A 19275-nucleotide genomic window follows, 5' to 3' on the forward strand; every position below is an offset into this window, starting at 1 on the left:
TCAGATGCTGGCGTATATTTTTCGGCGACTGTTGCTGATCATCCCGACCCTGTTCGGCATTCTGCTGATCAACTTCGTGATCATCCAGGCCGCGCCCGGCGGGCCGGTGGAGCAGATGATCGCCAAGCTCGAAGGCTTCGAAGGCGCCACCAGCCGCATCGCCGGCGGCGGTGCCGAGGTGTCGGTGGCCGGCTCCGCCTATCGCGGCGCGCAAGGCCTGGACCCGGCGCTGATCAAGGAAATCGAGCACATGTACGGTTTCGACAAGTCGGCACCGGAACGGTTATGGATCATGGTCAAGAACTACGCGCGGCTGGATTTCGGCGACAGCTTTTTCCGCGACGCCAAGGTCATCGACCTGATCAAGGAAAAGATGCCGGTGTCAATCTCGCTGGGGCTGTGGAGCACGCTGATCATGTACCTGGTGTCGATCCCGCTGGGGATCGCCAAGGCCACGCGGCACGGCAGTCACTTCGACGTCTGGACCAGTTCGGCAATCATCGTCGGTTATGCGATCCCCGCGTTCCTGTTCGCCATCCTGCTGATCGTGGTGTTTGCCGGTGGCAGCTATCTGGACTGGTTTCCTTTACGCGGGCTGACCTCGAACAACTTTGACGAGTTGAGCCTGGGCGGCAAGGTCCTCGATTACTTCTGGCACCTGGCGCTGCCGGTGACGGCACTGGTGATCGGCAACTTCGCGACCATGACCCTGCTGACCAAGAACAGCTTCCTCGACGAGATCAACAAACAATACGTGGTCACCGCCAAGGCCAAGGGCCTGACCCGCCACCGGGTGCTCTACGGCCATGTATTCCGCAACGCGATGCTGCTGGTGATCGCCGGGTTCCCGTCGGCGTTCATTGGCATCTTCTTCACCGGCTCGCTGCTGGTGGAAGTGATCTTCTCCCTCGACGGCCTCGGCCTGATGAGTTTCGAAGCGGCGATCAACCGCGATTACCCGGTAGTGTTCGGCACCCTGTTCATCTTCACCCTGCTGGGGCTGGTGGTGAAACTGATCGGCGACCTCACCTACACCCTGGTCGATCCGCGCATCGACTTCGCCAGCCGGGAGCATTGAGATGAATCTGTCCCCGCTCAACCGCCGGCGCTTCGAACTGTTCAAGGCCAACAAGCGTGGCTGGTGGTCGCTGTGGCTGTTCCTGATCCTGTTCGGCCTGAGCCTCGGCGCCGAACTGATCGCCAACGACAAGCCACTGGTGGTGCACTACGACAACAACTGGTACTTCCCGGCGATCAAGCGTTACCCGGAAACCACCTTCGGCGGCGAATTCCCGCTGGAAGCCAACTACAAGAGTCCGTACATCCAGGAGCTGCTCAAGGCCAAGGACGCGTGGGTGCTGTGGGCGCCGATTCCGTTCAGTTACCAGAGCATCAACTACGACCTGAAAGTTCCGGCCCCCGCCCCACCGTCGACGGTCAACCTGCTGGGCACCGACGATCAGGGCCGCGATGTGCTGGCGCGGGTGATCTACGGCTTCCGGATTTCCGTGCTGTTCGCTCTGACCCTGACCGTGCTCAGCTCGATCATCGGCGTGATCGCCGGCGCGTTGCAGGGATTCTATGGCGGCTGGGTCGACCTGGCCGGCCAGCGCTTTCTGGAGATCTGGTCGGGTTTGCCGGTGCTGTACCTGCTGATCATCCTCGCCAGCTTCGTCCAGCCGAATTTCTGGTGGTTGCTGGGGATCATGCTGCTGTTCTCGTGGATGAGCCTGGTGGACGTGGTGCGCGCCGAGTTCCTGCGCGGGCGCAACCTCGAATACGTGCGTGCGGCCCGGGCGCTGGGGATGCAGAACGGCGCGATCATGTTTCGCCACATTCTGCCCAACGCCATGGTCTCGACCATGACCTTCATGCCGTTCATCCTGACCGGCGCCATCGGCACCCTCACCGCACTGGACTTCCTCGGCTTCGGCTTGCCGGCCGGCAGTCCGTCGCTGGGTGAACTGGTGGCCCAGGGCAAATCCAACCTGCAGGCGCCGTGGCTGGGCATGAGCGCGTTTGCGGTGCTGGCGCTGATGTTGAGTTTGCTGGTGTTTATCGGCGAGTCCGCTCGCGATGCCTTCGACCCGAGGAAGTGAAATGAATCAGGACAATCTGATCGAAATCCGCGACCTCGCCGTCGAATTCGGCACGGGCGATCGCGCCCACCGGGTGGTCGAGGGCATCAGCTTCGACATCAAGCGTGGCGAGACTCTGGCGCTGGTGGGCGAATCCGGCTCGGGCAAGTCGGTGACGGCGCACTCGATCCTGCGCCTGCTGCCCTACCCGCTGGCCCGCCATCCGGCCGGCAGCATCACTTATTCCGGGCAGAACCTGCTGCAACTGAGCGAAAAGACCATCCGTCACATCCGTGGCAACCGGATCGCGATGATCTTTCAGGAGCCGATGACCTCGCTCAACCCGCTGCACTCCATCGAAAAACAGATCAACGAGATCCTAGGCATCCACAAAGGCCTGACCGGCAAGGTCGCGACCAAGCGCACACTGGAACTGCTGGAAATGGTCGGCATCCCCGAGCCGCACAAGCGGCTCAAGGCCCTGCCCCACGAGTTGTCCGGCGGCCAGCGCCAGCGGGTGATGATCGCCATGGCCCTGGCCAACGAGCCGGAACTGCTGATTGCCGACGAGCCGACCACCGCGCTGGACGTGACCGTTCAGCTGAAAATCCTCGACCTGCTCAAGCAATTGCAGGCTCGATTGGGCATGGCGCTGCTACTGATCAGTCACGATTTGAACCTGGTGCGAAGAATTGCGCATCGCGTATGTGTCATGCAGCGCGGTTGCATCGTCGAACAGGCATCGTGCGCAGAGCTGTTCCGTTCTCCGCAGCATCCGTACACTCGGGAGCTGCTGGCGGCGGAGCCCAGCGGAGGCCCGGCGAGCAATAAAATCGGCGCGCCGCTGTTGCAGGTCGAGGACCTGAAAGTCTGGTTCCCGATCAAGAAAGGCCTGCTCAAGCGCACGGTGGATCACGTCAAGGCAGTGGACGGCATCAATTTCAGCCTGCCTCAGGGTCAGACCCTGGGGATCGTGGGGGAAAGCGGTTCCGGCAAATCCACCCTCGGTCTGGCGATTTTGCGGCTGATCGGCAGCAAAGGCGCGATCCGTTTTGAGGGCAAGCAGCTAGACTGCCTGACGCAGAACGAGGTTCGCCCGTTGCGTCGGGAGATGCAGGTGGTGTTCCAGGACCCGTTTGGCAGCCTGAGCCCGCGGATGTGCGTGAGCGACATCGTTGGCGAAGGTTTGCGGATCCACAAGATGGGTACCGCCGCCGAGCAGGAAGCGGCGATTATTGCGGCATTGAAGGAGGTAGGTCTGGATCCGGAAACCCGGCACCGCTACCCCCACGAATTTTCCGGTGGGCAGCGGCAGCGTATCGCCATTGCCCGGGCTTTGGTGCTCAAACCGGCGCTGATCCTGCTGGACGAGCCGACTTCGGCGCTCGACCGGACGGTGCAGCGGCAAGTGGTGGAGCTGTTGCGTTCACTGCAAGCCAAGTACAACCTGACGTATTTGTTCATCAGCCATGATCTGGCTGTTGTGAAAGCGCTGAGCCACCAGTTGATGGTGGTCAAGCATGGCCAAGTGGTCGAACAGGGAGACGCGCAAAGTATTTTTGCCGCCCCCCAACATCCGTATACACAGCAGTTGCTGGAAGCCGCTTTTCTGGCACCAGCCACTGCGCAATAACCTGAAAGAGGAGCAACACATGGGTTTTCTCGCCGGTAAGCGCGTACTGATCGTCGGTGTCGCCAGCAAGCTGTCCATCGCATCCGGCATCGCTGCCGCCATGCATCGCGAGGGCGCTGAGCTTGCCTTCACTTATCAGAACGAAAAACTGAAAGGTCGCGTCGAAGAGTTCGCACAGGGCTGGGGTTCGAGCCCTGAGCTGTGCTTCCCGTGCGACGTGGCCAGCGATGCGGAAATCGCCAAGGTCTTCGAAGAACTGAGCAAGAAGTGGGACGGCCTGGACTGCATCGTGCACTCCGTCGGCTTCGCACCGGGCGACCAGCTGGACGGCGACTTCACCGAAGTCACCACCCGTGAAGGCTACCGCATCTCCCACGACATCAGCGCCTACAGCTTCGTCGCCCTGGCCAAGGCCGGTCGCGAAATGATGAAGGGCCGCAACGGCAGCCTGCTGACCCTGTCCTACCTGGGCGCCGAGCGCACCATGCCTAACTACAACGTCATGGGCATGGCCAAGGCTTCGCTGGAAGCCGGCGTACGCTACCTGGCCGGCTCCCTGGGCCCGGAAGGCACCCGCGTCAACTGCGTATCGGCCGGCCCGATCCGCACCCTGGCCGCTTCCGGCATCAAGAGCTTCCGCAAGATGCTGGCCGCCAACGAAGCGCAGACCCCGCTGCGCCGCAACGTCACCATCGAAGAAGTCGGCAACGTCGGCGCCTTCCTGTGCTCGGACCTGGCGTCCGGCATCAGCGGTGAAATCACCTACGTGGACGGCGGCTTCAACACCACCGCCATGGGCAACATCGAAGAGTAATCTTCGCGCTGCCGATAAAAAGCCCGCCAATTGGCGGGCTTTTTCATGCGTGCGATTCCAGGCAACGGGCGAACAACCGCTGAATCGGCTGGCTGCGCTGGCTGTAGCGCTGCAACAGCACCATCTCGCGATAGAACCTCAACTCACCCAATTCGATCACCCTCACCTTCAGCGGATGCTCCAGCCACAATCCGGCTTTTGGCAGCAACGAAACCCCGAGCCCGCACTCGACCATCTTCACAATCGCTTCCAGTTCATCCAGCTCCAGCGCTACGTGGACGTCTAGCCGCTGCTCACGCAGAAACCGCGTCACTAACCGTCCGCCAAACGAATTACGGTCATAACGCACGTGAGGATGCTCGGCCAGCAGTTGCAGCGGATCGTCGCCCTCGACGTCGGGCGGGACGATCAGCACGAATGGCTCGCGGCGAATCACCTGCGCCGACAGCTCCTTGGGCAATTCGAACGGTGGCTTGATCATGATCGCCAGATCGACCTCTCCGGCATCTACCTGGCTCAACAGGTTCAGCGACACACCCGGAACCAGTTTCGGCTCCACGCCGGGCGCCTGTTTGCGCAAACGCAGCAAGGCCTGAGGCAACAGCCCGGTCTGTGCGGTGGCCACGGCACCGATTCTCAGCTCGCCGCGAAACGCGCTGGCGTCTTCACTGATTGCCATGCGGCTGAAAGTAGCGAGCATTTCCTGCGCCATCGGCACCGCGCGCTGGCCTGCCGGATTAAGGATCGCCTGCCGCCCGGTGCGATCGAACAGGCGCACGCCGAGGGCCTGTTCCAGATTGCGGATCTGTGCACTGACCGCCGATTGCGTCAGGCCGACATGCAGGCCCGCCGCGACAAACGTGCCGTGCTGTGCCACCGCCAGAAAGGTCTTGAGTTCACGCAGCATGGGCGCCTCGACTGATCGAAAAAATTTGAGCTCGGCGCAAAAACTATCGTCTTTCAATCGAAATGCACAGCGCTAGACTCAGTTCATCCCAACCGTTGGTAGAGACCGCGCCTATGTCACTCAGCCCTTTCCACTTGGCCATTCCGGTGTACGACCTCGCCGCTGCCCGACATTTCTACCGTGAAGTGTTCGGACTCGAAGAAGGTCGTTCCAGCGAGCACTGGGTCGACTTCAATTTCTTTGGCCATCAACTGGTGATTCACCTGGCGCCGAAGAACGCCTCGCAGGAAGCGGCGCACACTAACGCGGTGGACGGGCATGACGTGCCGGTGCCGCATTTCGGTGTGGTGCTCGGAATGGAGGAATGGCACGCCCTGGCCGAGCGTCTGAAATCGCTGGGCACGCGGTTCGTGATCGAGCCGGGGATTCGGTTTCAGGGTCAGGTGGGCGAACAGGCGACGATGTTTCTGTTCGACCCGTGCGGCAATGCGCTGGAGTTCAAGGCGTTCAAGGATATCGGGCAGTTGTTTGCCAAGTGATCCTTGGTGCCAATGCCAATGCCAATGCCAATGCCATCGCTAGCAGGCTAGCTCCCACAGGTAATGCATTCAAATTGTGGGAGCCAGCCTGCTGGCGATAGGGCCAGCATTAGCAACGCTTCAAGGCCTGCTTGTGGGCATACATCGCCCCATCCGCATCGGCCAGCAGCTTGTCCACGGTTTCATGCCGTCGCGGGTCGTATTCGATCTGCCCGACACTGAAGCGAATCGCATAACCCCGGTGCAGCGTGGCATTGCGCTCCTCAAGGATCTCCTTGAGCCGCGCCATGATCGCCGTCGTTTCGATGTGACTGGAACCGGTCAGCAGCGCCACGAATTCATCGCCGCCCAAACGCCCGACCACGTCGCTCTCGCGAAAGGCAATGCGCAACACATCGGCGAAGGTCTTGAGCGCACTGTCGCCCTCGGCGTGCCCATAAAGATCGTTGATCTGCTTGAAATCGTTGAGGTCGAAAAACAGCAGCGTCGCCGGTTTGTCCATTCGTGCGCAGGCGTCCAGCGCATGCTGGGCCAGCATCTTGAAGCCCCGGCGGTTGGACAGCAGCGTCAGCTCGTCCATGCTCGCCATCTGCACGGCCATCAGCTCCTGCTCGGCCATGCCGGCGAGATCGCGCAGCAACTCGCGTTCTTCGTCGTCGAGTTCGCGGGGTTTGGTGTCGATCAGGCACAAGGTGCCCATCTTGTTGCCGTTGGGCACGGTCAGCGGGTAACCGGCGTAGAAGCGGATGTTCGGATCGCCGGTCACCAACGGATTGTCGTGAAAACGCTCGTCCTCGCGGGCATCGGGCACCAGCAGCAGTTCATCCTTGAGAATCGCGTGGCCGCAGAACGAAACAGAGCGTGGCGTTTCGGTAGCGTCCAGCCCCACGCAGGACTTGAACCATTGCCGCTCCTTGTCCACCAGCGTGACCAGGGCAATCGGTACATTGAACAGTCGCCTGGCCAGACGGGTCAGGCGGTCGAAGCGTTCTTCGGGGGCAGTATCGAGGAGGTTCAATCCATACAGCGCCTGAACCCGAGCCGCCTCATTGGCGGGTTTGCCTGGAACCAGCATCAGTACACTCCATTGTCATCAGTGGTCTTTAGCGTAGACCGATTCGGCGATGACTCAAATGCTCATCCGCCGGCCACCGGGCATGGCCCTCCGGCATCCGCCCACAGCTTGAACTGACTGACGAAGATGTCGTGGGGCACCGGCACCGGTTGCCGCCCTGCTCCGGGATTCCAGCCCCAGAGCACCAGTTTGTCCTCGCTGACGTGCTTGATCAGCGCGGCGAAGTCCCGGTCGCCGTTGCTGCTGCGGTCCTTGATCATCGCGCACAGGCGATCCGGCGGCAGGCCGATCCAGGCCATCTTGTGCGAGGCCGGCGGCAGGCTCCAGTGCGGCGCACCCGGTGGTGCGTGGGGGCCGTAACTGGCCGGCGGATTGGTTTCGGCGTGGCAGGTGGCGCAGGGCAAACCGGCGGCGCCCTTGCCGTCCATGCCACGCACCACGTTCATCGCGTGGGGCGTGCCGGCGTCGAACTGCAACGGTGAATCGCCGGGGATATGGCAGTTCTGGCAACGCGGACTCTGGAATACTTTCTGCACCGTGCCAAAGGCTTTCAAGGCTTCCTGATCGTCAGCGAACAGATCCGACGCGTAACCGCCAAGACCGACCAGAATCACCGCGCCCAACAACAGATGTCGTTTCATCTCACACCCCCGACAGTTGCAGCGGCAGTTCCCGCAGGCGCTGCCCGGTCAGAGCGAACACTGCGTTGGCCACGGCCGGAGCGGTCGGCGGCACACCGGCCTCGCCGATGCCACCGGGCTTGTCCGTGCTCGGCACGATATGCACCTCGACCACCGGCATCTCGTTCAGCCGCAGCACCTGATAGTCGTGATAGTTGGACTGCACGACCTGACCGTCCTTGAGCGTCAGCTTGCTATGCAGCGCCATGCCCAGGCCGAAAGTGATGCACGACTCCATCTGCGCCGCGATGCTCTGCGGGTTGACCGCAATCCCGCAATCCACTGCGCAGACCACCCGGTGCACGCGGATCTTCAGGTTGTCCTGCGATACCTCGGCCACCTGCGCCACGTAACTGCCGAATGACTCGTGCACCGCAACACCCAGCGCATGACCGTCCGGCAGCGGCGCTTTCCAGTTGGCCTTCTCCACCGCCAGATTCAGCACGCCGAGGTGCCGGGCATGATCCTTGAGCAAGGTTCGCCGGTATTCCACCGGGTCCTTGCCCGCCGCCGTGGCCATTTCATCGATCAGCGACTCCATGACAAACGCGGTGTGACTGTGGCCCACAGAGCGCAGCCACAGCACGTTGATCCCGGTGGCCGGCGAATGCAGATCGACCTGATGGTCCGCCAGCCCCTGGATGTACGGACTGTCCGCCACGCCCTCGACCGAGGTCTGATCGACGCCGTTCTTGACCATGGTTTTTTCCAGCATGGTGCCGGCCATGATCGACTGGCCGACCAGCACGTGCTGCCACGCCAGCGGCATGCCGTCGGCGCCGAGACCGATCCGCGCCTGATGCAGGAACATCGAGCGGTAGTAGCCGCCGCGAATATCGTCTTCGCGCGACCACACGGTTTTCACCGGCATCGCGGCAGCCTTCGCCACCTGCACCGCTTCGGCGACAAAGTCCGACGTCGGGTTGGCCCGTCGACCGAAGCCGCCGCCGAGGAATTCGGTGTGGATTTCCACCTGCTCCGGTTTCAGTCCGGTGATCTTGCCGGCGATCATTTGGTCCAGCGTCTGAAATTGTGTGCCGGTCCAGATCTCGCATTTGTCGGCGGTGATCTTCACCGTGCAGTTCAGCGGCTCCATCGGCGCATGAGCCAGATACGGCACGCTGTACTCGACATCGATTTTCTTCGCCGCTTTGCCAAAGCTGCCCTTGGCATCCCCGGCCTGACTGGCGGGAATGCCCGGTGTAGCGGCAAGTTTGCGAAAACTCTCCAGCAGCTTTTCGCTACTCAGATCCGCGTGCGGGCCAAGATCCCAATCGACTTTCAATGCATCACGACCGAGCTTCGCCGCCCAGTAATGATCGGCGATCACCGCCACGCCGGTCGGCACCTGCACCACTTTGCGCACGCCGGGAACGGCCAGCGCCTGCGCGCCTTCGAAGGATTTCACCGTGGCGCCGAACACCGGGGCGCGCGCGACCATCGCCGTCATCAGTCCGTCGAACTGCACGTCCATGCCGAACTTGGCGCGACCGGTGATTTTCTCCGGGGTATCGAGGCGCCTGGTGGGTTTGCCGATGACTTTCCATTCCTTGGCTTCCTTGAAGGTGATCGACTTCGGATCCGGCACCGGCAGCTGTCCGGCGGCGTCCGCCAGTTCGCCGTAGGTGGCGCGGTTGTCACCGGCAATCACCACACCGGATTCGGTGCGGATCGTCGACGGCGCCACGTTGAAACGCTTGGCCGCCGCCTCGATCAACATCTGCCGCGCGGTAGCGCCCGCGAGCCGATAACGGTCGAACTCCATCCAGGTCGAGGTCGAGCCGCCGGTGATCTGCATCCCGCCAAACGCCGGCATGCCGTAATCGGCAGCCGAGGCCGGCGAGTGCTCGACGCGGATTTTCGACCAGTCGGCGTCCAGCTCTTCGGCGATCAACATGGTCAGGCCGGTCCAGATGCCCTGACCCATTTCCGAATGGCCGAGCAGCACGGTGACGCTGTTGTCCGGCGCAATCCGCAGGAACGCGTTCGGCGCGAAGGCCTTGCCTTCATTTTCCGCCGCCGTGGCAAACCGGTTGCCGCCGGGCACCACAAACGCCACGACGAGACCACCGCCAAGCACGGCACTGCCCTTGAGAAATCCGCGACGGGATACAGGACTGTTCATCACTCACCTCCCCTCGCTCAACCGATGTCGGCAGCACGTTTGACCGCGGCGCGGATTCTTGGATAGGTGCCGCAGCGGCAGATGTTGCCGGAGAGCGCCTGATCGATGTCGCTGTCGGTGGGTTTGGGGATCTTCGCCAGCAACGCGGCGGCGGACATGATCTGCCCGGACTGGCAGTAGCCGCACTGCACCACGTCCAGCTCGGCCCAGGCCTGCTGCACCGGGTGCGAACCATCGGTCGAAAGCCCTTCGATGGTGAGGATTTTCTGGCCATGGGCAACGGCAGTGGCTGGCGTGATGCAGGATCGCAGCGGAGCGCCATCGACGTGCACGGTGCAGGCCCCGCACTGGGCCATGCCACAACCGAACTTGGTGCCGGTCAGGTGCGCGACATCGCGCAGAACCCAGAGCAACGGCATGTCCGCGGGGACATCGAGCTCCTGATCCTTGCCATTGATGTTCAAGGTCAGCATCGGGGATTTCCTCAGACTCACGGTGTTCTGAAGGGGCGTTGCGACAGCACTCGATGCCGTGCACGCCTCGGCTTATCCCTTTCAGCTAAGCGCATTTTGCCCCGACGACCAGCCGCCGCGACCACCGGTCATGGCTGTGCTGTCAGCGGCACCGGCAGATTGAGCACGATCTGGGCGTCCTTGATCACGTCCAGGCGCAGGATCCGCGTAGCCCCGAGGCCGTCGAGCAACTGGCTCAGCGGGCCGCCGTTGCGATCCAGTTGCACATCGCGGGGAAACAGGCGTTGGGCAAAGGATAGTGTGTTGCTCTGCACCACGCTCTGGTGCCACAGGCCATCGACCTGATGAATCATGTTGGCAGTGCTCATGCGCGATTGCGGCGTGACGTTTTTCAGGGTCGGCAGCGGCGCTTTCAGCACCAGGTCCGGCAGGCCCTTGGGCCCGTCGATGCGAGCGCTGACGCTGGCGCCGATGTTCACGTTGATGTCGGCGCGCCATTTGGGCAGTTGATAGCCGTGCACGCCGCGCACCCGGGCGATTTCGGTGTTCACCGGCAGCGCCAGCACATGGGCGGTGAAACTGCGCCGGCGCATGGCGTCCATCAGTTCCAGCACGTGGGGGCCACGGGCGCCGGGGCGCCGCACGACGATCGCCACGGAGACCTCATCGTACGGATCGTTGTCGCAGACCGAATAGGAGAAAAACGTCAGCGCCACCAGCCCGTAGCCGGGAAATGCCCGCAGCGGCTCAAGGGGCGCCGGTAACGTGGCGCGCAAGCGGTCCAGCGGTGCGAGGAACAGCAACTGCACACTGCCGGAGCGGTAATAGAAGTTCGGCGCCCAGGTCGGACCGACTCTCGACGCCACCTGCTGCTTGGGAATGCGCCGGAAGAAGTCGATGTTGCCGGCGGCCTTGTCCCGGGCCACTTCGTCGAGGCTGGGGTTCATGCGGAAACGGTCGTAGTAGCCGCCCTCCAGCACCTCGACCTTGTGCGATCCGAATTCGACCTCTGTAAAGCGCTTGTTCATGTTCGCTGACCTTTCTCGGTGAGTGGCCCGGCAGGTGGCCGGTCAGCGCCACTCTAAGGTTCAACCAAACTTTAAGGTCAAGCGCACAGCGGCTATGGCCCACCATTCACGCCAGCGATGACCGTTCGGAACTTGCTTGACCTTGAAGCGCACTTCAATCCTAGAGTTCATAACGCTTGTCTTCACCCCTTCACGTTTCCGTTCCGCATTTTCAGGAGTAGCGAACATGGGCAATGTCACAACGAAAGACGGCGTCGAGATCTTCTACAAGGACTGGGGCCCGAAAGACGCCCCGGTGATCCATTTCCATCACGGCTGGCCACTGAGCTCGGACGACTGGGATGCGCAGATGCTCTTCTTCCTCGCTCAGGGCTTCCGGGTGGTGGCCCACGACCGACGCGGTCACGGTCGCTCGAGCCAGGTCTGGGACGGCCACGACATGGATCACTACGCCGATGACGTGGCGGCGGTGGTCAATCATCTGGGGACACAGAAAGCCGTGCATGTCGGCCACTCCACCGGTGGCGGCGAAGTCATCCATTACATCGCCCGGCATGGTGAGGATCGGGTTTCCAAAGCCGCAATCATCAGTGCCGTGCCGCCGCTGATGGTGAAAACCGAAAGCAATCCGGGCGGCCTGCCGAAGTCGGTGTTCGACGATCTTCAGGCGCAACTCGCGGCCAATCGTGCGCAGTTCTATCACGATGTGCCGGCCGGTCCGTTCTATGGTTACAACCGGCCGGGGGCCAAGCCTTCGGAGCCTGTCGTGCTCAACTGGTGGCGTCAGGGCATGATGGGCGGCGCCAAGGCACACTATGACGGGATCGTCGCGTTCTCGCAGACCGATTTCACCGAAGACCTCAAAGGCATTTCGATTCCGGTGCTGGTGATGCACGGCGATGACGACCAGATCGTGCCGTATGAAGACTCCGGTGTGCTCTCCGCCAAACTGCTGAAGAACAGCACGCTGAAGATTTATCCGGGCTTCCCTCACGGCATGCCGACAACCGAAGCGCCGACGATCAACGCCGATCTACTGGCGTTTATTCGCGGCTGACTTTATTGGCCGGGGTCAGGCGCCATACCTGCCCCCGGCTACTCTTCGGCTCTCCCCGCCCCTTCGCGATTACCTACGTAGTGTCTGGCCAATGGAAACGCCGGCAGCCACGACTCGCGACGCACCGTCCAGAGTTCATAAGTCGGCTGCAACTGATCGGGCGCATCCAGCGCGCCCAGACTGACCTCGATTTCATCGCCACTGCGACCGAACACCGACGATCCACAGCGCGGGCAGAAAAACCGCCCGGCGTAGTCACGGGTTTCGCCCGTGATGGTCACCGCCTCCGCCGGAAAGATCGCCGCTGACGCAAACAGCGCGCCATGGTGTTTGCGGCAATCCAGACAATGGCAAACGCCAACCCGCCAGGGTCGGCCCGTCATTTCGATCCGCACCACGCCGCACAGGCAACCGCCCGTCAGTCGATCCATGGCACACCTCCCGCAAATGGAATATCCGGTGAGTGAAAATAGCAGCGCAATGGGGGAACGCTTACAATCGTGGCCCATTACCACCATTCAGACAGACCACTCCCTTCATGGCGCTCGACCCCCTTACGATGTTGACCATTTCCACCGCCCTGGCAGCGGCGGCCGCCCTTTACCTGGCGGTTGAATGGCGCAGCATCCGCGAATCCTCGTTGCTGTTCTGGAGTGCCGGTTTCGCCACCATCACCGTCGGCTCGAGCCTTGCCCTCTTGCGCGCCAACGGTTATCCGCTGATCGGCATCTGGTTCGCCAACGGCTTGCTGGTCGTTGCGCACTGGCTGTTCCTGCTGGGCGTCGCGCGGTTTACCCAGCGGTCGTTGTCGCGAGCCTGGTACTTGATGTTCCTCGTGTGGCTGGCATTGCTGCTGTTACCGGAAGATCCCTCGTGGTCGAAAATCATGCTGGTGGCCAACTCGCTGCTGGTTGCCGTGCTGATGCTGCGGGCCAGCCTGCTGCTGCGCCCTCACGGCAAATCATTGAGCATTGGCGCCGTACAACTGCGTTATGTGCTGTTGATTCACGGGCTGTTTTATTTCGCCAAGGCGATTACGGCGGTGCTCCCGGGTACGCTGATCGACCTGGCGGCGTTTCGCGGCACGATCATCCAGATTTCCCTGGTCGAAGGCGCCATGGCAATCATGCTGATCGCGCTGTCGATGACCGGCACCGAGCGCTACCGCCGGGAAAAACAGATCGCCGAACTGGCCGCCCGGGATCCGCTGACCGCGCTGTACAACCGCCGCGCCCTCGAAGTCCGCGCGCCGCGCCTGCTCGGGGAAGTCTCCAACGCCCGCCCCGGCGCCCTGCTGCTGATCGACATCGACAATTTCAAACTGATCAACGATCTGTATGGCCACACCGCCGGCGACCGCCTGCTGATCTCGCTCAGCGAAATGATCCGCTCGCAGTTGCCTCAGGGCGCGCTGGCGGCAAGGCTGGGCGGAGATGAATTCGTCATGTTGCTGGGCGATGCTTCCCACGAACAGATCATGGTGCTGGGCAGCGAGCTGCGTGAGCAGTTTCAGGCGATGACTGCGCAGGCCTACATCACGCCTGAAGCCGTCACCTTGAGCATTGGCGCCAAGGTCTTCGACCAGCCACCAGCCAGCCTCGCGGCATTGATCGAACAGGGTGACAGCGCGCTCTACGAATCCAAGCGCGGCGGACGCAACCGGATTCGTCTGGCGGACTGCACCTGACCTATCCTTGCCTGCACCCGCTTTCTTGGAGTTCGCCATGTCCTCGCCTGAATCCATCCTTTTGCAGAGCTGGAGCCACAATGCTCAAGCCTGGACCGAAGCCATTCGCAGCGGCGCCATCGAAAGCCGCCAGCAGGTCACCGATCAAGCCATGCTGTTGGCGCTGATGGGGCGCCAACCTGAACGCGTACTCGATCTGGGATGCGGCGAAGGCTGGCTGTTGCGGGCGCTGGCCGAACGAGGAATCGAAGCGGTTGGCGTGGATGGTGATGCAACACTGGTCGAGGCAGCACAAGCGGCGGGATCGTCTCCCGTGCACGTCGCCAGTTATGAAGAGCTGGTGGAAGCGAAAGTCGATATCGGCTGCGATTACGACCTGATCTGCGCCAACTTCTCCCTGCTGCATCAGGACATCATCCCGCTGCTCGCCGCCATGAACGCCCTGCTCGTGCCCGGCGGCGCGCTGGTGATCCAGACGCTGCATCCATGGTCGGTGGCCGCAGGTGATTATCAGGATGGCTGGCGCGAGGAAACCTTCGACGGGTTCAAAGGCCAGTGGCAGCCAATGCCGTGGTATTTCCGCACCCTGTCCAGCTGGCTCAATGCGCTGGACATGGCGGGTTTTCAATTGACCAGCCTGCGCGAGCCGCAACATCCGCAAAGCCCCGTGCCGCAGTCGTTGTTGATGATTGCCGAGCGTCGTGGCTAAAGAATCTACAGCCTCGGTTTGAGCAGGATCCCGGTGTAATGCCGTAAAAACAGCGCGAACCCCGCGCACCAGAGCACCACAGACAAACCGAGGCCGAAGCTGGAAAACGGCACCAGCAACACCCGACAACCCGCCGCGATCAACACCAGTGCAAACCCCAGCACCACGGCTTTCGGTGGCTGCAACAGCCGCCCGGTGTGACCGAGGCTGACCCGCGCAATCATCGCCAGAATCAACCCGCCCACGCCGCCAACCGCCAGCGCATGGGTCGCCAGGCTTTGCTGACCAAGCAGCCCCAGATGCCACGCCGCCATGGCCCAGATCGCCAGCGCCATCCAGCCGTAAGCCAGGTACAACGACCAGAGCAGTGGCACCCGCCACATCCCGCGATCATGCCAGCGGATCAGCCGCAGTATTTGCAAACTGCCGGTGAGCGCAAACAGCGCTGCCAGCCACGGCCGGGGCACATCGTTAAGACCCGCCGCAAACGTGATCGCCGTCAGCAGACTGCCGATCAACAGCAATCGCGTCGGCAATGGATGGACGGCCGGTACGGGTGGACGGTTCAAGCCACGCTGGATGAAGAACGGAATCACCCGCCCGCCGATCACGGTCATCAGTGCTGCAATCAGCCACAGCGCACCCAGTACGCCCTGTCGTTGCAGGCCGCTGTCGTCCCTGAAGATGCCGATCAGAGTCAGCGCCTGACAACCCGCCATCAGCGCGAGCATCAGCACAATCGGGTAGTTGTCGCGTTTGCGCGCGGCAATCAGGTCCCGCGCCAGCGTCACCGCCAACAGCAGCAGAAAAACCCATTGCAGCGCGAGGATCAATCCAACAGGCAACGGTAACCACCAGACCACACGCCCGAGCAGCCAGACCGACACCAACGCAATCAACGCCCCGCCGCGCACGCCGGGAATCCCGGTCCAGTTGGGCACCGCCGTCAGCAAAAAACCGGCAACGATCGCCGCTGCGAAACCGAACGGCATTTCATGCCGATGCCAGGCGAGCATGCCGCCCGCCGGTTGCAGGTCGAACCAGTGGCCGTAAAGCCACAAACCCCAGATCAGGATCGCCAGAGCGGCGAATCCGGCGCCGGCCAGAAACAGCGGCCGGAAACCCAGGCTGAACACAGGTGCGGCGGCGAGTCTGCGCATGTTCAAGCCACCACGGCGGCGTGATGCTGGCCCAGCCGATACTGAGACAGGAGCCGCATGACATAGCCGATCTTGATCAGCGTCGGGCCGACGATGGTCATGGCGTGCATCGCCACCAGCAGCGCAATCGGCATGTGGCCCTGATACAGATAAGCGCCGTAGATCCCGGCCAGCAACATGACCAGACCGGCGACGAGCACTTTGTTCGACAGGTGCAGAACGTTCAGCGGACTCTCGAAGAAAGTGAACATGTTTCGTACTCCTGAGCGGATCAGTTTGTACGCAAGACACTTCAACTTGCGTGCCAGATTATTCGCCCAGCAATATCAGCCAGTTGCGAAAATACGAGTCAATTTGACACAAACACAAAAGAGTCATTTTGACAAACAACCAAGTCAATACGACTACATCCCATCTTCATTGCATCCAACCATCGATCCGCGGCACCGCCAGCCGGGCACAGACTGGCTACGCTATTAATCCAGCGTGTCCAACCTGCCGAGGATGACTGCCATGCAACGCTTTCAAAAACTGACGCCCTGCCTGTGGTTCGACGATCAGGCCGAGGCGGCGGCGAAGTTTTACTGCTCGATCTTCGACCACTCGAAAATCACCGCCGTCACCCACTACGGCAAGGCCGGCCAAGAGTTTCATGGTCGTCCCGAAGGCTCGGTGATGACCGTCAGTTTCGAACTCGACGGCCAGACTTTCACCGGGCTCAATGGCGGGCCGGTGTTCAAGTTCAATGAGGCGATTTCGTTTCAGGTCAATTGCCAGAACCAGGAAGAGGTCGATCATTTCTGGGGCAACCTCAGCGCCGGCGGACCGGTTGAGGCGCAGCAATGCGGCTGGCTGAAGGACAAGTTCGGCGTGTCGTGGCAGATCGTGCCGGTGGCGTTCATGCACATGATGACCGACGCCGACCAGACCAAGGCCCAGCGCGCGATGCAGGCCATGCTCGGGATGAAAAAACTCGACATCGCCGAACTCGAGCGAGCCTTCGCCGGCCAGAGCTAATACACTCGGGCACTGGCCTGCCGAGAACCCCAATGATGAAAGCTGCTGCCAAGAACCCCGAACAAGCCCCGCGCTTCTGGCGCGACGACGCCCTGCCCTTCATCGAGGCCCGGGCCATCGCCGATGGGCGCGAGGTCTGTTATTCCCGACATTCTCACGCGCACTTTTCCATCGGCGCCATCACCGCCGGGAGCAGCACCTATGTGCATGAGCAATCCTCGTTCGAAGTGGCGGCCGGCACGGTGGTGCTGATGAATCCGGGGGATGTACACGCGTGCAACCCGATCGACGATCAGCCGTGGTCGTATCTGATGCTGTATGTGGAAACGCCGTGGCTGACGGATTTGCAGCATCAGTTGGGCTTCAGTGCGGAGCTTGAGTTTCGGCGGTTTTCCGATACCCATTTGAATGACGCCCGCCTGTTTTGCGACTTGAATGCGTTGTACGCGGTATTAATCGACGATCAGCAAGACGTGCTGCGCAAACAGAGCGCAGCGGTGGAATTCTTCAGCGACCTGCAACTGCGCCTGAACCCCATCGAACAACCGCTGCGCGAACCGAACTTCAAACTCGAACGCGCCGCCGACTTCATCCGCCGGCACTGCACCGACCTGCTCAGCCTCGACGACATCTGCGCCGCTGCCGAGCTGTCACCGTCCTACCTGATCCGCGCCTTCAAACAGCACTTCGGCATGACGCCCCATGCGTTTTTGGTCAATCAGCGTATTCAGTTTGCCCGCGAGTGTTTGCGGCGCGGGCAGTTGATTGCGGATGTGGCGCTTGAGGCGGGGTTTGCTGACCAGGCGCATTTTCAGCGGGCGTTCAAGCAGCATCTGGCGGCTACGCCGGGGCAGTATCGGGGATAGCAACAAAAACGGCCCGCAATGGGCCGTTTCAGTTTCGGCACTCAGGGCCGAGGCTCTGCCGCCACATCCTGGTTATCCAGCACCCGATTCACCGCCAGTTCCGCCAGCATGATCAACTGCCCGATGCCCAGCAGCACATGCCGCTGCGGCGCATCGATCATCCCGGCGAAATCGCTGGCCATGGTTTTGGCCGAGGTCAGGGTTTCGCAGGCGTCGGCCAGCAGTTCTTCATTCGGGATGCCGGGAGCGATGAGGTAGCGGGTGTTGGGTTTGAGCAGCGGTTTTCTGGGGTGGAACGGATTGAGGTAGTGATCGAGGGCGCGGTCGGCGGCTTCGTGGAATTTCTTGGAATCGAGGGTTTCGTAGGGCGAGGTCGGATCGGTTTCGGGTGGGTTTGGCGTTGGTTTGATCATGGTAAAACTCCCTGATTGATGGAGCTGCCACGGTTCGCTGCGAAACGAAAGGAGGTGACAGCTGTACGCGGGTTCGCAGACCGGGAATCAAGGAACCCGGCATACCCGAAGGTATCCCGCGCACAACCGCCATTACGCGATCAGCCAAAAAAAGCTGAACGGAAACGACGCTCTGGGCGCCTTGATTGATCCGGGCTGCGAAACCCGATCGCTGATTCGTCAGCGACCGACACACGATAGAACCCGGCCCCAAGGCCCACAAGCCGGCGGATTCTGGCGGATGCGTAGGCAATGGCGCAAGGTGTCGTAGCTTGCCGGAAGCATCCTTAAACACCTTTAAACCCAAGGCTCGACCCGCTCACGGCAGCAACAGATACCCCGCGCTCACCGCCAGCAACAGCGCCATCACCCGGTTGAACAACCGCATCCCCGCCGGGTTGCCGAGATAGCCGCGCAAGAATGTCCCGGCATACACCCAACAACCCACCGACAGATAACAGATCACCAGATACACCGCCGCAAACTGCCACACCAATCGCGCCTCGCCATCGGCGACAAACGCCCCCATCCCCGCCACACAGGCCAGCCAGGCCTTGGGGTTGAGCCACTGCATCACCGCGCCGTAGAGCATCGACGGCGCCCTGCCCGATTCTCCCGCATTCAACTGGCCGTTATCGGTAGCCAGTTTCCAGGCCATGAACAGCAGAAACGCCACCCCGGCCAGTTGCACCACACGGGTCAGCGACGGCCACAGTTTCAACACTTCGTGAAGACCGAGCCCCATCAACACCAGCAACAACACAAACCCCAGCGTCGCCCCGGCCACGTGTCGCTGACTGGCGCGAAAGCCGAACTGCGCCCCCGAACTCAACGCCACGATATTCACCGGCCCCGGGGTAATGGACGCGGCCAGGGCAAACGCCGCCATCGACACAATCAGACTCATCGCACACCTGCTTCAGATCGAGGAACAAGGCGCTCACGGTAACCAGCGCCCTGCCCTTCGGTATTGAA

General features: G+C 61.8%; 21 protein-coding genes. 10 read left to right on the forward strand and 11 right to left on the reverse strand.

The genetic code is table 11. From position 1 onward, the window contains the following. Positions 1 to 4 precede the first annotated feature (4 nt). From OQ248_RS28350 to fabI, 4 genes are read left to right on the forward strand one after another with little or no spacing between them, the layout of a single operon-like run. A complete protein-coding gene (locus OQ248_RS28350; protein WP_085708600.1) occupies positions 5 to 1078 on the forward strand; it encodes a microcin C ABC transporter permease YejB in 1074 nt (357 codons plus the stop codon). A gap of 1 nt (position 1079) precedes the next feature. Beyond that, positions 1080 to 2099, forward strand: coding sequence for an ABC transporter permease (locus tag OQ248_RS28355; protein ID WP_085708601.1), 1020 nt, complete (start codon positions 1080 to 1082; stop codon positions 2097 to 2099). 1 nt (position 2100) lies between these two features. Continuing rightward, positions 2101 to 3711 (forward strand): ABC transporter ATP-binding protein, encoded by a 1611-nt coding sequence (locus tag OQ248_RS28360; RefSeq protein ID WP_265814934.1) that lies wholly within the window; start codon positions 2101 to 2103, stop codon positions 3709 to 3711. 19 nt (positions 3712 to 3730) lie between these two features. Continuing rightward, on the forward strand, positions 3731 to 4525 hold the full coding sequence (fabI, locus tag OQ248_RS28365) for an enoyl-ACP reductase FabI (RefSeq protein WP_085708603.1): 795 nt from the start codon (positions 3731 to 3733) through the stop codon (positions 4523 to 4525). A gap of 43 nt (positions 4526 to 4568) precedes the next feature. Here the strand turns inward: fabI and OQ248_RS28370 are convergent, their stop codons facing one another. Further along, positions 4569 to 5432, reverse strand: a complete 864-nt coding sequence (locus OQ248_RS28370) for a LysR family transcriptional regulator (protein WP_265814935.1) — start codon at positions 5430 to 5432, stop codon at positions 4569 to 4571. 113 nt (positions 5433 to 5545) lie between these two features. Between OQ248_RS28370 and OQ248_RS28375 the strand changes: the two genes are divergently transcribed. Then, on the forward strand, positions 5546 to 5971 hold the full coding sequence (locus tag OQ248_RS28375) for a VOC family protein (protein WP_265814936.1): 426 nt from the start codon (positions 5546 to 5548) through the stop codon (positions 5969 to 5971). A gap of 109 nt (positions 5972 to 6080) precedes the next feature. Here the strand turns inward: OQ248_RS28375 and OQ248_RS28380 are convergent, their stop codons facing one another. The 5 genes from OQ248_RS28380 to OQ248_RS28400 form a co-directional block, all read right to left on the reverse strand. Beyond that, on the reverse strand, positions 6081 to 7046 hold the full coding sequence (locus tag OQ248_RS28380) for a sensor domain-containing diguanylate cyclase (protein ID WP_265814937.1): 966 nt from the start codon (positions 7044 to 7046) through the stop codon (positions 6081 to 6083). Between the two features lie 62 nt (positions 7047 to 7108). Next, complete coding sequence (locus OQ248_RS28385; RefSeq protein ID WP_265814938.1) at positions 7109 to 7687, reverse strand: hypothetical protein; 579 nt, start codon at positions 7685 to 7687, stop codon at positions 7109 to 7111. 1 nt (position 7688) lies between these two features. Beyond that, on the reverse strand, positions 7689 to 9851 hold the full coding sequence (locus tag OQ248_RS28390; protein WP_265814939.1) for a xanthine dehydrogenase family protein molybdopterin-binding subunit: 2163 nt from the start codon (positions 9849 to 9851) through the stop codon (positions 7689 to 7691). A gap of 17 nt (positions 9852 to 9868) precedes the next feature. Next, complete coding sequence (locus OQ248_RS28395) at positions 9869 to 10324, reverse strand: (2Fe-2S)-binding protein (protein ID WP_085708608.1); 456 nt, start codon at positions 10322 to 10324, stop codon at positions 9869 to 9871. A gap of 128 nt (positions 10325 to 10452) precedes the next feature. Next, entirely contained in the window at positions 10453 to 11352 is a 900-nt protein-coding gene (locus tag OQ248_RS28400) for an acetoacetate decarboxylase (protein ID WP_265814940.1), read from the reverse strand. Between the two features lie 226 nt (positions 11353 to 11578). Between OQ248_RS28400 and OQ248_RS28405 the strand changes: the two genes are divergently transcribed. Then, a complete protein-coding gene (locus OQ248_RS28405; RefSeq protein ID WP_265814941.1) occupies positions 11579 to 12409 on the forward strand; it encodes an alpha/beta hydrolase in 831 nt (276 codons plus the stop codon). Between the two features lie 38 nt (positions 12410 to 12447). On the opposite strand, the gene OQ248_RS28410 is transcribed toward OQ248_RS28405, so the two are convergent. Next, positions 12448 to 12840: a GFA family protein gene (locus OQ248_RS28410; RefSeq protein WP_265814942.1), complete on the reverse strand. Its 393-nt coding sequence runs from the start codon at positions 12838 to 12840 to the stop codon at positions 12448 to 12450. Between the two features lie 107 nt (positions 12841 to 12947). On the opposite strand from OQ248_RS28410, the gene OQ248_RS28415 reads away from it, so the two are divergent. Both OQ248_RS28415 and OQ248_RS28420 read left to right on the forward strand, forming a co-directional pair. Further along, the gene (locus tag OQ248_RS28415) at positions 12948 to 14096 is read left to right on the forward strand and encodes a GGDEF domain-containing protein (RefSeq protein ID WP_265814943.1); all 1149 of its coding nucleotides are present in this window, start codon (positions 12948 to 12950) and stop codon (positions 14094 to 14096) included. 37 nt (positions 14097 to 14133) lie between these two features. Beyond that, positions 14134 to 14805, forward strand: coding sequence for a class I SAM-dependent methyltransferase (locus OQ248_RS28420; RefSeq protein ID WP_265814944.1), 672 nt, complete (start codon positions 14134 to 14136; stop codon positions 14803 to 14805). A gap of 5 nt (positions 14806 to 14810) precedes the next feature. Here the strand turns inward: OQ248_RS28420 and OQ248_RS28425 are convergent, their stop codons facing one another. Together OQ248_RS28425 and OQ248_RS28430 are read right to left on the reverse strand one after the other, a co-directional pair. Beyond that, entirely contained in the window at positions 14811 to 15965 is a 1155-nt protein-coding gene (locus OQ248_RS28425) for an NnrS family protein (RefSeq protein ID WP_265814945.1), read from the reverse strand. Between the two features lie 2 nt (positions 15966 to 15967). After that, positions 15968 to 16216: a transmembrane sensor/regulator PpyR gene (locus OQ248_RS28430; RefSeq protein ID WP_265814946.1), complete on the reverse strand. Its 249-nt coding sequence runs from the start codon at positions 16214 to 16216 to the stop codon at positions 15968 to 15970. A 262-nt stretch (positions 16217 to 16478) separates the two neighbouring features. Here OQ248_RS28430 and OQ248_RS28435 point away from each other — a divergent pair, with 262 nt between their 5' ends. Both OQ248_RS28435 and OQ248_RS28440 read left to right on the forward strand, forming a co-directional pair. After that, the gene (locus OQ248_RS28435) at positions 16479 to 16982 is read left to right on the forward strand and encodes a VOC family protein (protein WP_265814947.1); all 504 of its coding nucleotides are present in this window, start codon (positions 16479 to 16481) and stop codon (positions 16980 to 16982) included. Between the two features lie 32 nt (positions 16983 to 17014). Continuing rightward, positions 17015 to 17848: an AraC family transcriptional regulator gene (locus tag OQ248_RS28440; protein WP_265814948.1), complete on the forward strand. Its 834-nt coding sequence runs from the start codon at positions 17015 to 17017 to the stop codon at positions 17846 to 17848. Between the two features lie 41 nt (positions 17849 to 17889). On the opposite strand, the gene OQ248_RS28445 is transcribed toward OQ248_RS28440, so the two are convergent. Further along, positions 17890 to 18261 (reverse strand): DUF6124 family protein, encoded by a 372-nt coding sequence (locus OQ248_RS28445; protein ID WP_192553448.1) that lies wholly within the window; start codon positions 18259 to 18261, stop codon positions 17890 to 17892. A 358-nt stretch (positions 18262 to 18619) separates the two neighbouring features. Then, positions 18620 to 19207 carry a LysE family translocator gene (locus OQ248_RS28450; protein WP_265814950.1) on the reverse strand — a complete coding sequence of 196 codons (588 nt, stop codon included), beginning with the start codon at positions 19205 to 19207 and terminating at the stop codon, positions 18620 to 18622. Positions 19208 to 19275 lie beyond the last annotated feature (68 nt).

The sequence above is a fragment of the Pseudomonas sp. COW5 genome (assembly GCF_026240005.1).
Classification (GTDB): Bacteria; Pseudomonadota; Gammaproteobacteria; order Pseudomonadales; family Pseudomonadaceae; genus Aquipseudomonas; species Aquipseudomonas kribbensis.

What these genes read in the sequence shown, in the direction of transcription:
- OQ248_RS28350 (WP_085708600.1), top strand. Translation starts at nt 5, where the DNA reads ATGCTGGCGTATATTTTTCGGCGACTGTTGCTGATCATCCCGACCCTG.
- OQ248_RS28355 (WP_085708601.1), top strand. Translation starts at nt 1,080, where the DNA reads ATGAATCTGTCCCCGCTCAACCGCCGGCGCTTCGAACTGTTCAAGGCC.
- OQ248_RS28360 (WP_265814934.1), top strand. Translation starts at nt 2,101, where the DNA reads ATGAATCAGGACAATCTGATCGAAATCCGCGACCTCGCCGTCGAATTC.
- fabI (WP_085708603.1), top strand. Translation starts at nt 3,731, where the DNA reads ATGGGTTTTCTCGCCGGTAAGCGCGTACTGATCGTCGGTGTCGCCAGC.
- OQ248_RS28370 (WP_265814935.1), bottom strand. Translation starts at nt 5,432, where the DNA reads ATGCTGCGTGAACTCAAGACCTTTCTGGCGGTGGCACAGCACGGCACG.
- OQ248_RS28375 (WP_265814936.1), top strand. Translation starts at nt 5,546, where the DNA reads ATGTCACTCAGCCCTTTCCACTTGGCCATTCCGGTGTACGACCTCGCC.
- OQ248_RS28380 (WP_265814937.1), bottom strand. Translation starts at nt 7,046, where the DNA reads ATGCTGGTTCCAGGCAAACCCGCCAATGAGGCGGCTCGGGTTCAGGCG.
- OQ248_RS28385 (WP_265814938.1), bottom strand. Translation starts at nt 7,687, where the DNA reads ATGAAACGACATCTGTTGTTGGGCGCGGTGATTCTGGTCGGTCTTGGC.
- OQ248_RS28390 (WP_265814939.1), bottom strand. Translation starts at nt 9,851, where the DNA reads ATGAACAGTCCTGTATCCCGTCGCGGATTTCTCAAGGGCAGTGCCGTG.
- OQ248_RS28395 (WP_085708608.1), bottom strand. Translation starts at nt 10,324, where the DNA reads ATGCTGACCTTGAACATCAATGGCAAGGATCAGGAGCTCGATGTCCCC.
- OQ248_RS28400 (WP_265814940.1), bottom strand. Translation starts at nt 11,352, where the DNA reads ATGAACAAGCGCTTTACAGAGGTCGAATTCGGATCGCACAAGGTCGAG.
- OQ248_RS28405 (WP_265814941.1), top strand. Translation starts at nt 11,579, where the DNA reads ATGGGCAATGTCACAACGAAAGACGGCGTCGAGATCTTCTACAAGGAC.
- OQ248_RS28410 (WP_265814942.1), bottom strand. Translation starts at nt 12,840, where the DNA reads ATGGATCGACTGACGGGCGGTTGCCTGTGCGGCGTGGTGCGGATCGAA.
- OQ248_RS28415 (WP_265814943.1), top strand. Translation starts at nt 12,948, where the DNA reads ATGGCGCTCGACCCCCTTACGATGTTGACCATTTCCACCGCCCTGGCA.
- OQ248_RS28420 (WP_265814944.1), top strand. Translation starts at nt 14,134, where the DNA reads ATGTCCTCGCCTGAATCCATCCTTTTGCAGAGCTGGAGCCACAATGCT.
- OQ248_RS28425 (WP_265814945.1), bottom strand. Translation starts at nt 15,965, where the DNA reads ATGCGCAGACTCGCCGCCGCACCTGTGTTCAGCCTGGGTTTCCGGCCG.
- OQ248_RS28430 (WP_265814946.1), bottom strand. Translation starts at nt 16,216, where the DNA reads ATGTTCACTTTCTTCGAGAGTCCGCTGAACGTTCTGCACCTGTCGAAC.
- OQ248_RS28435 (WP_265814947.1), top strand. Translation starts at nt 16,479, where the DNA reads ATGCAACGCTTTCAAAAACTGACGCCCTGCCTGTGGTTCGACGATCAG.
- OQ248_RS28440 (WP_265814948.1), top strand. Translation starts at nt 17,015, where the DNA reads ATGATGAAAGCTGCTGCCAAGAACCCCGAACAAGCCCCGCGCTTCTGG.
- OQ248_RS28445 (WP_192553448.1), bottom strand. Translation starts at nt 18,261, where the DNA reads ATGATCAAACCAACGCCAAACCCACCCGAAACCGATCCGACCTCGCCC.
- OQ248_RS28450 (WP_265814950.1), bottom strand. Translation starts at nt 19,207, where the DNA reads ATGAGTCTGATTGTGTCGATGGCGGCGTTTGCCCTGGCCGCGTCCATT.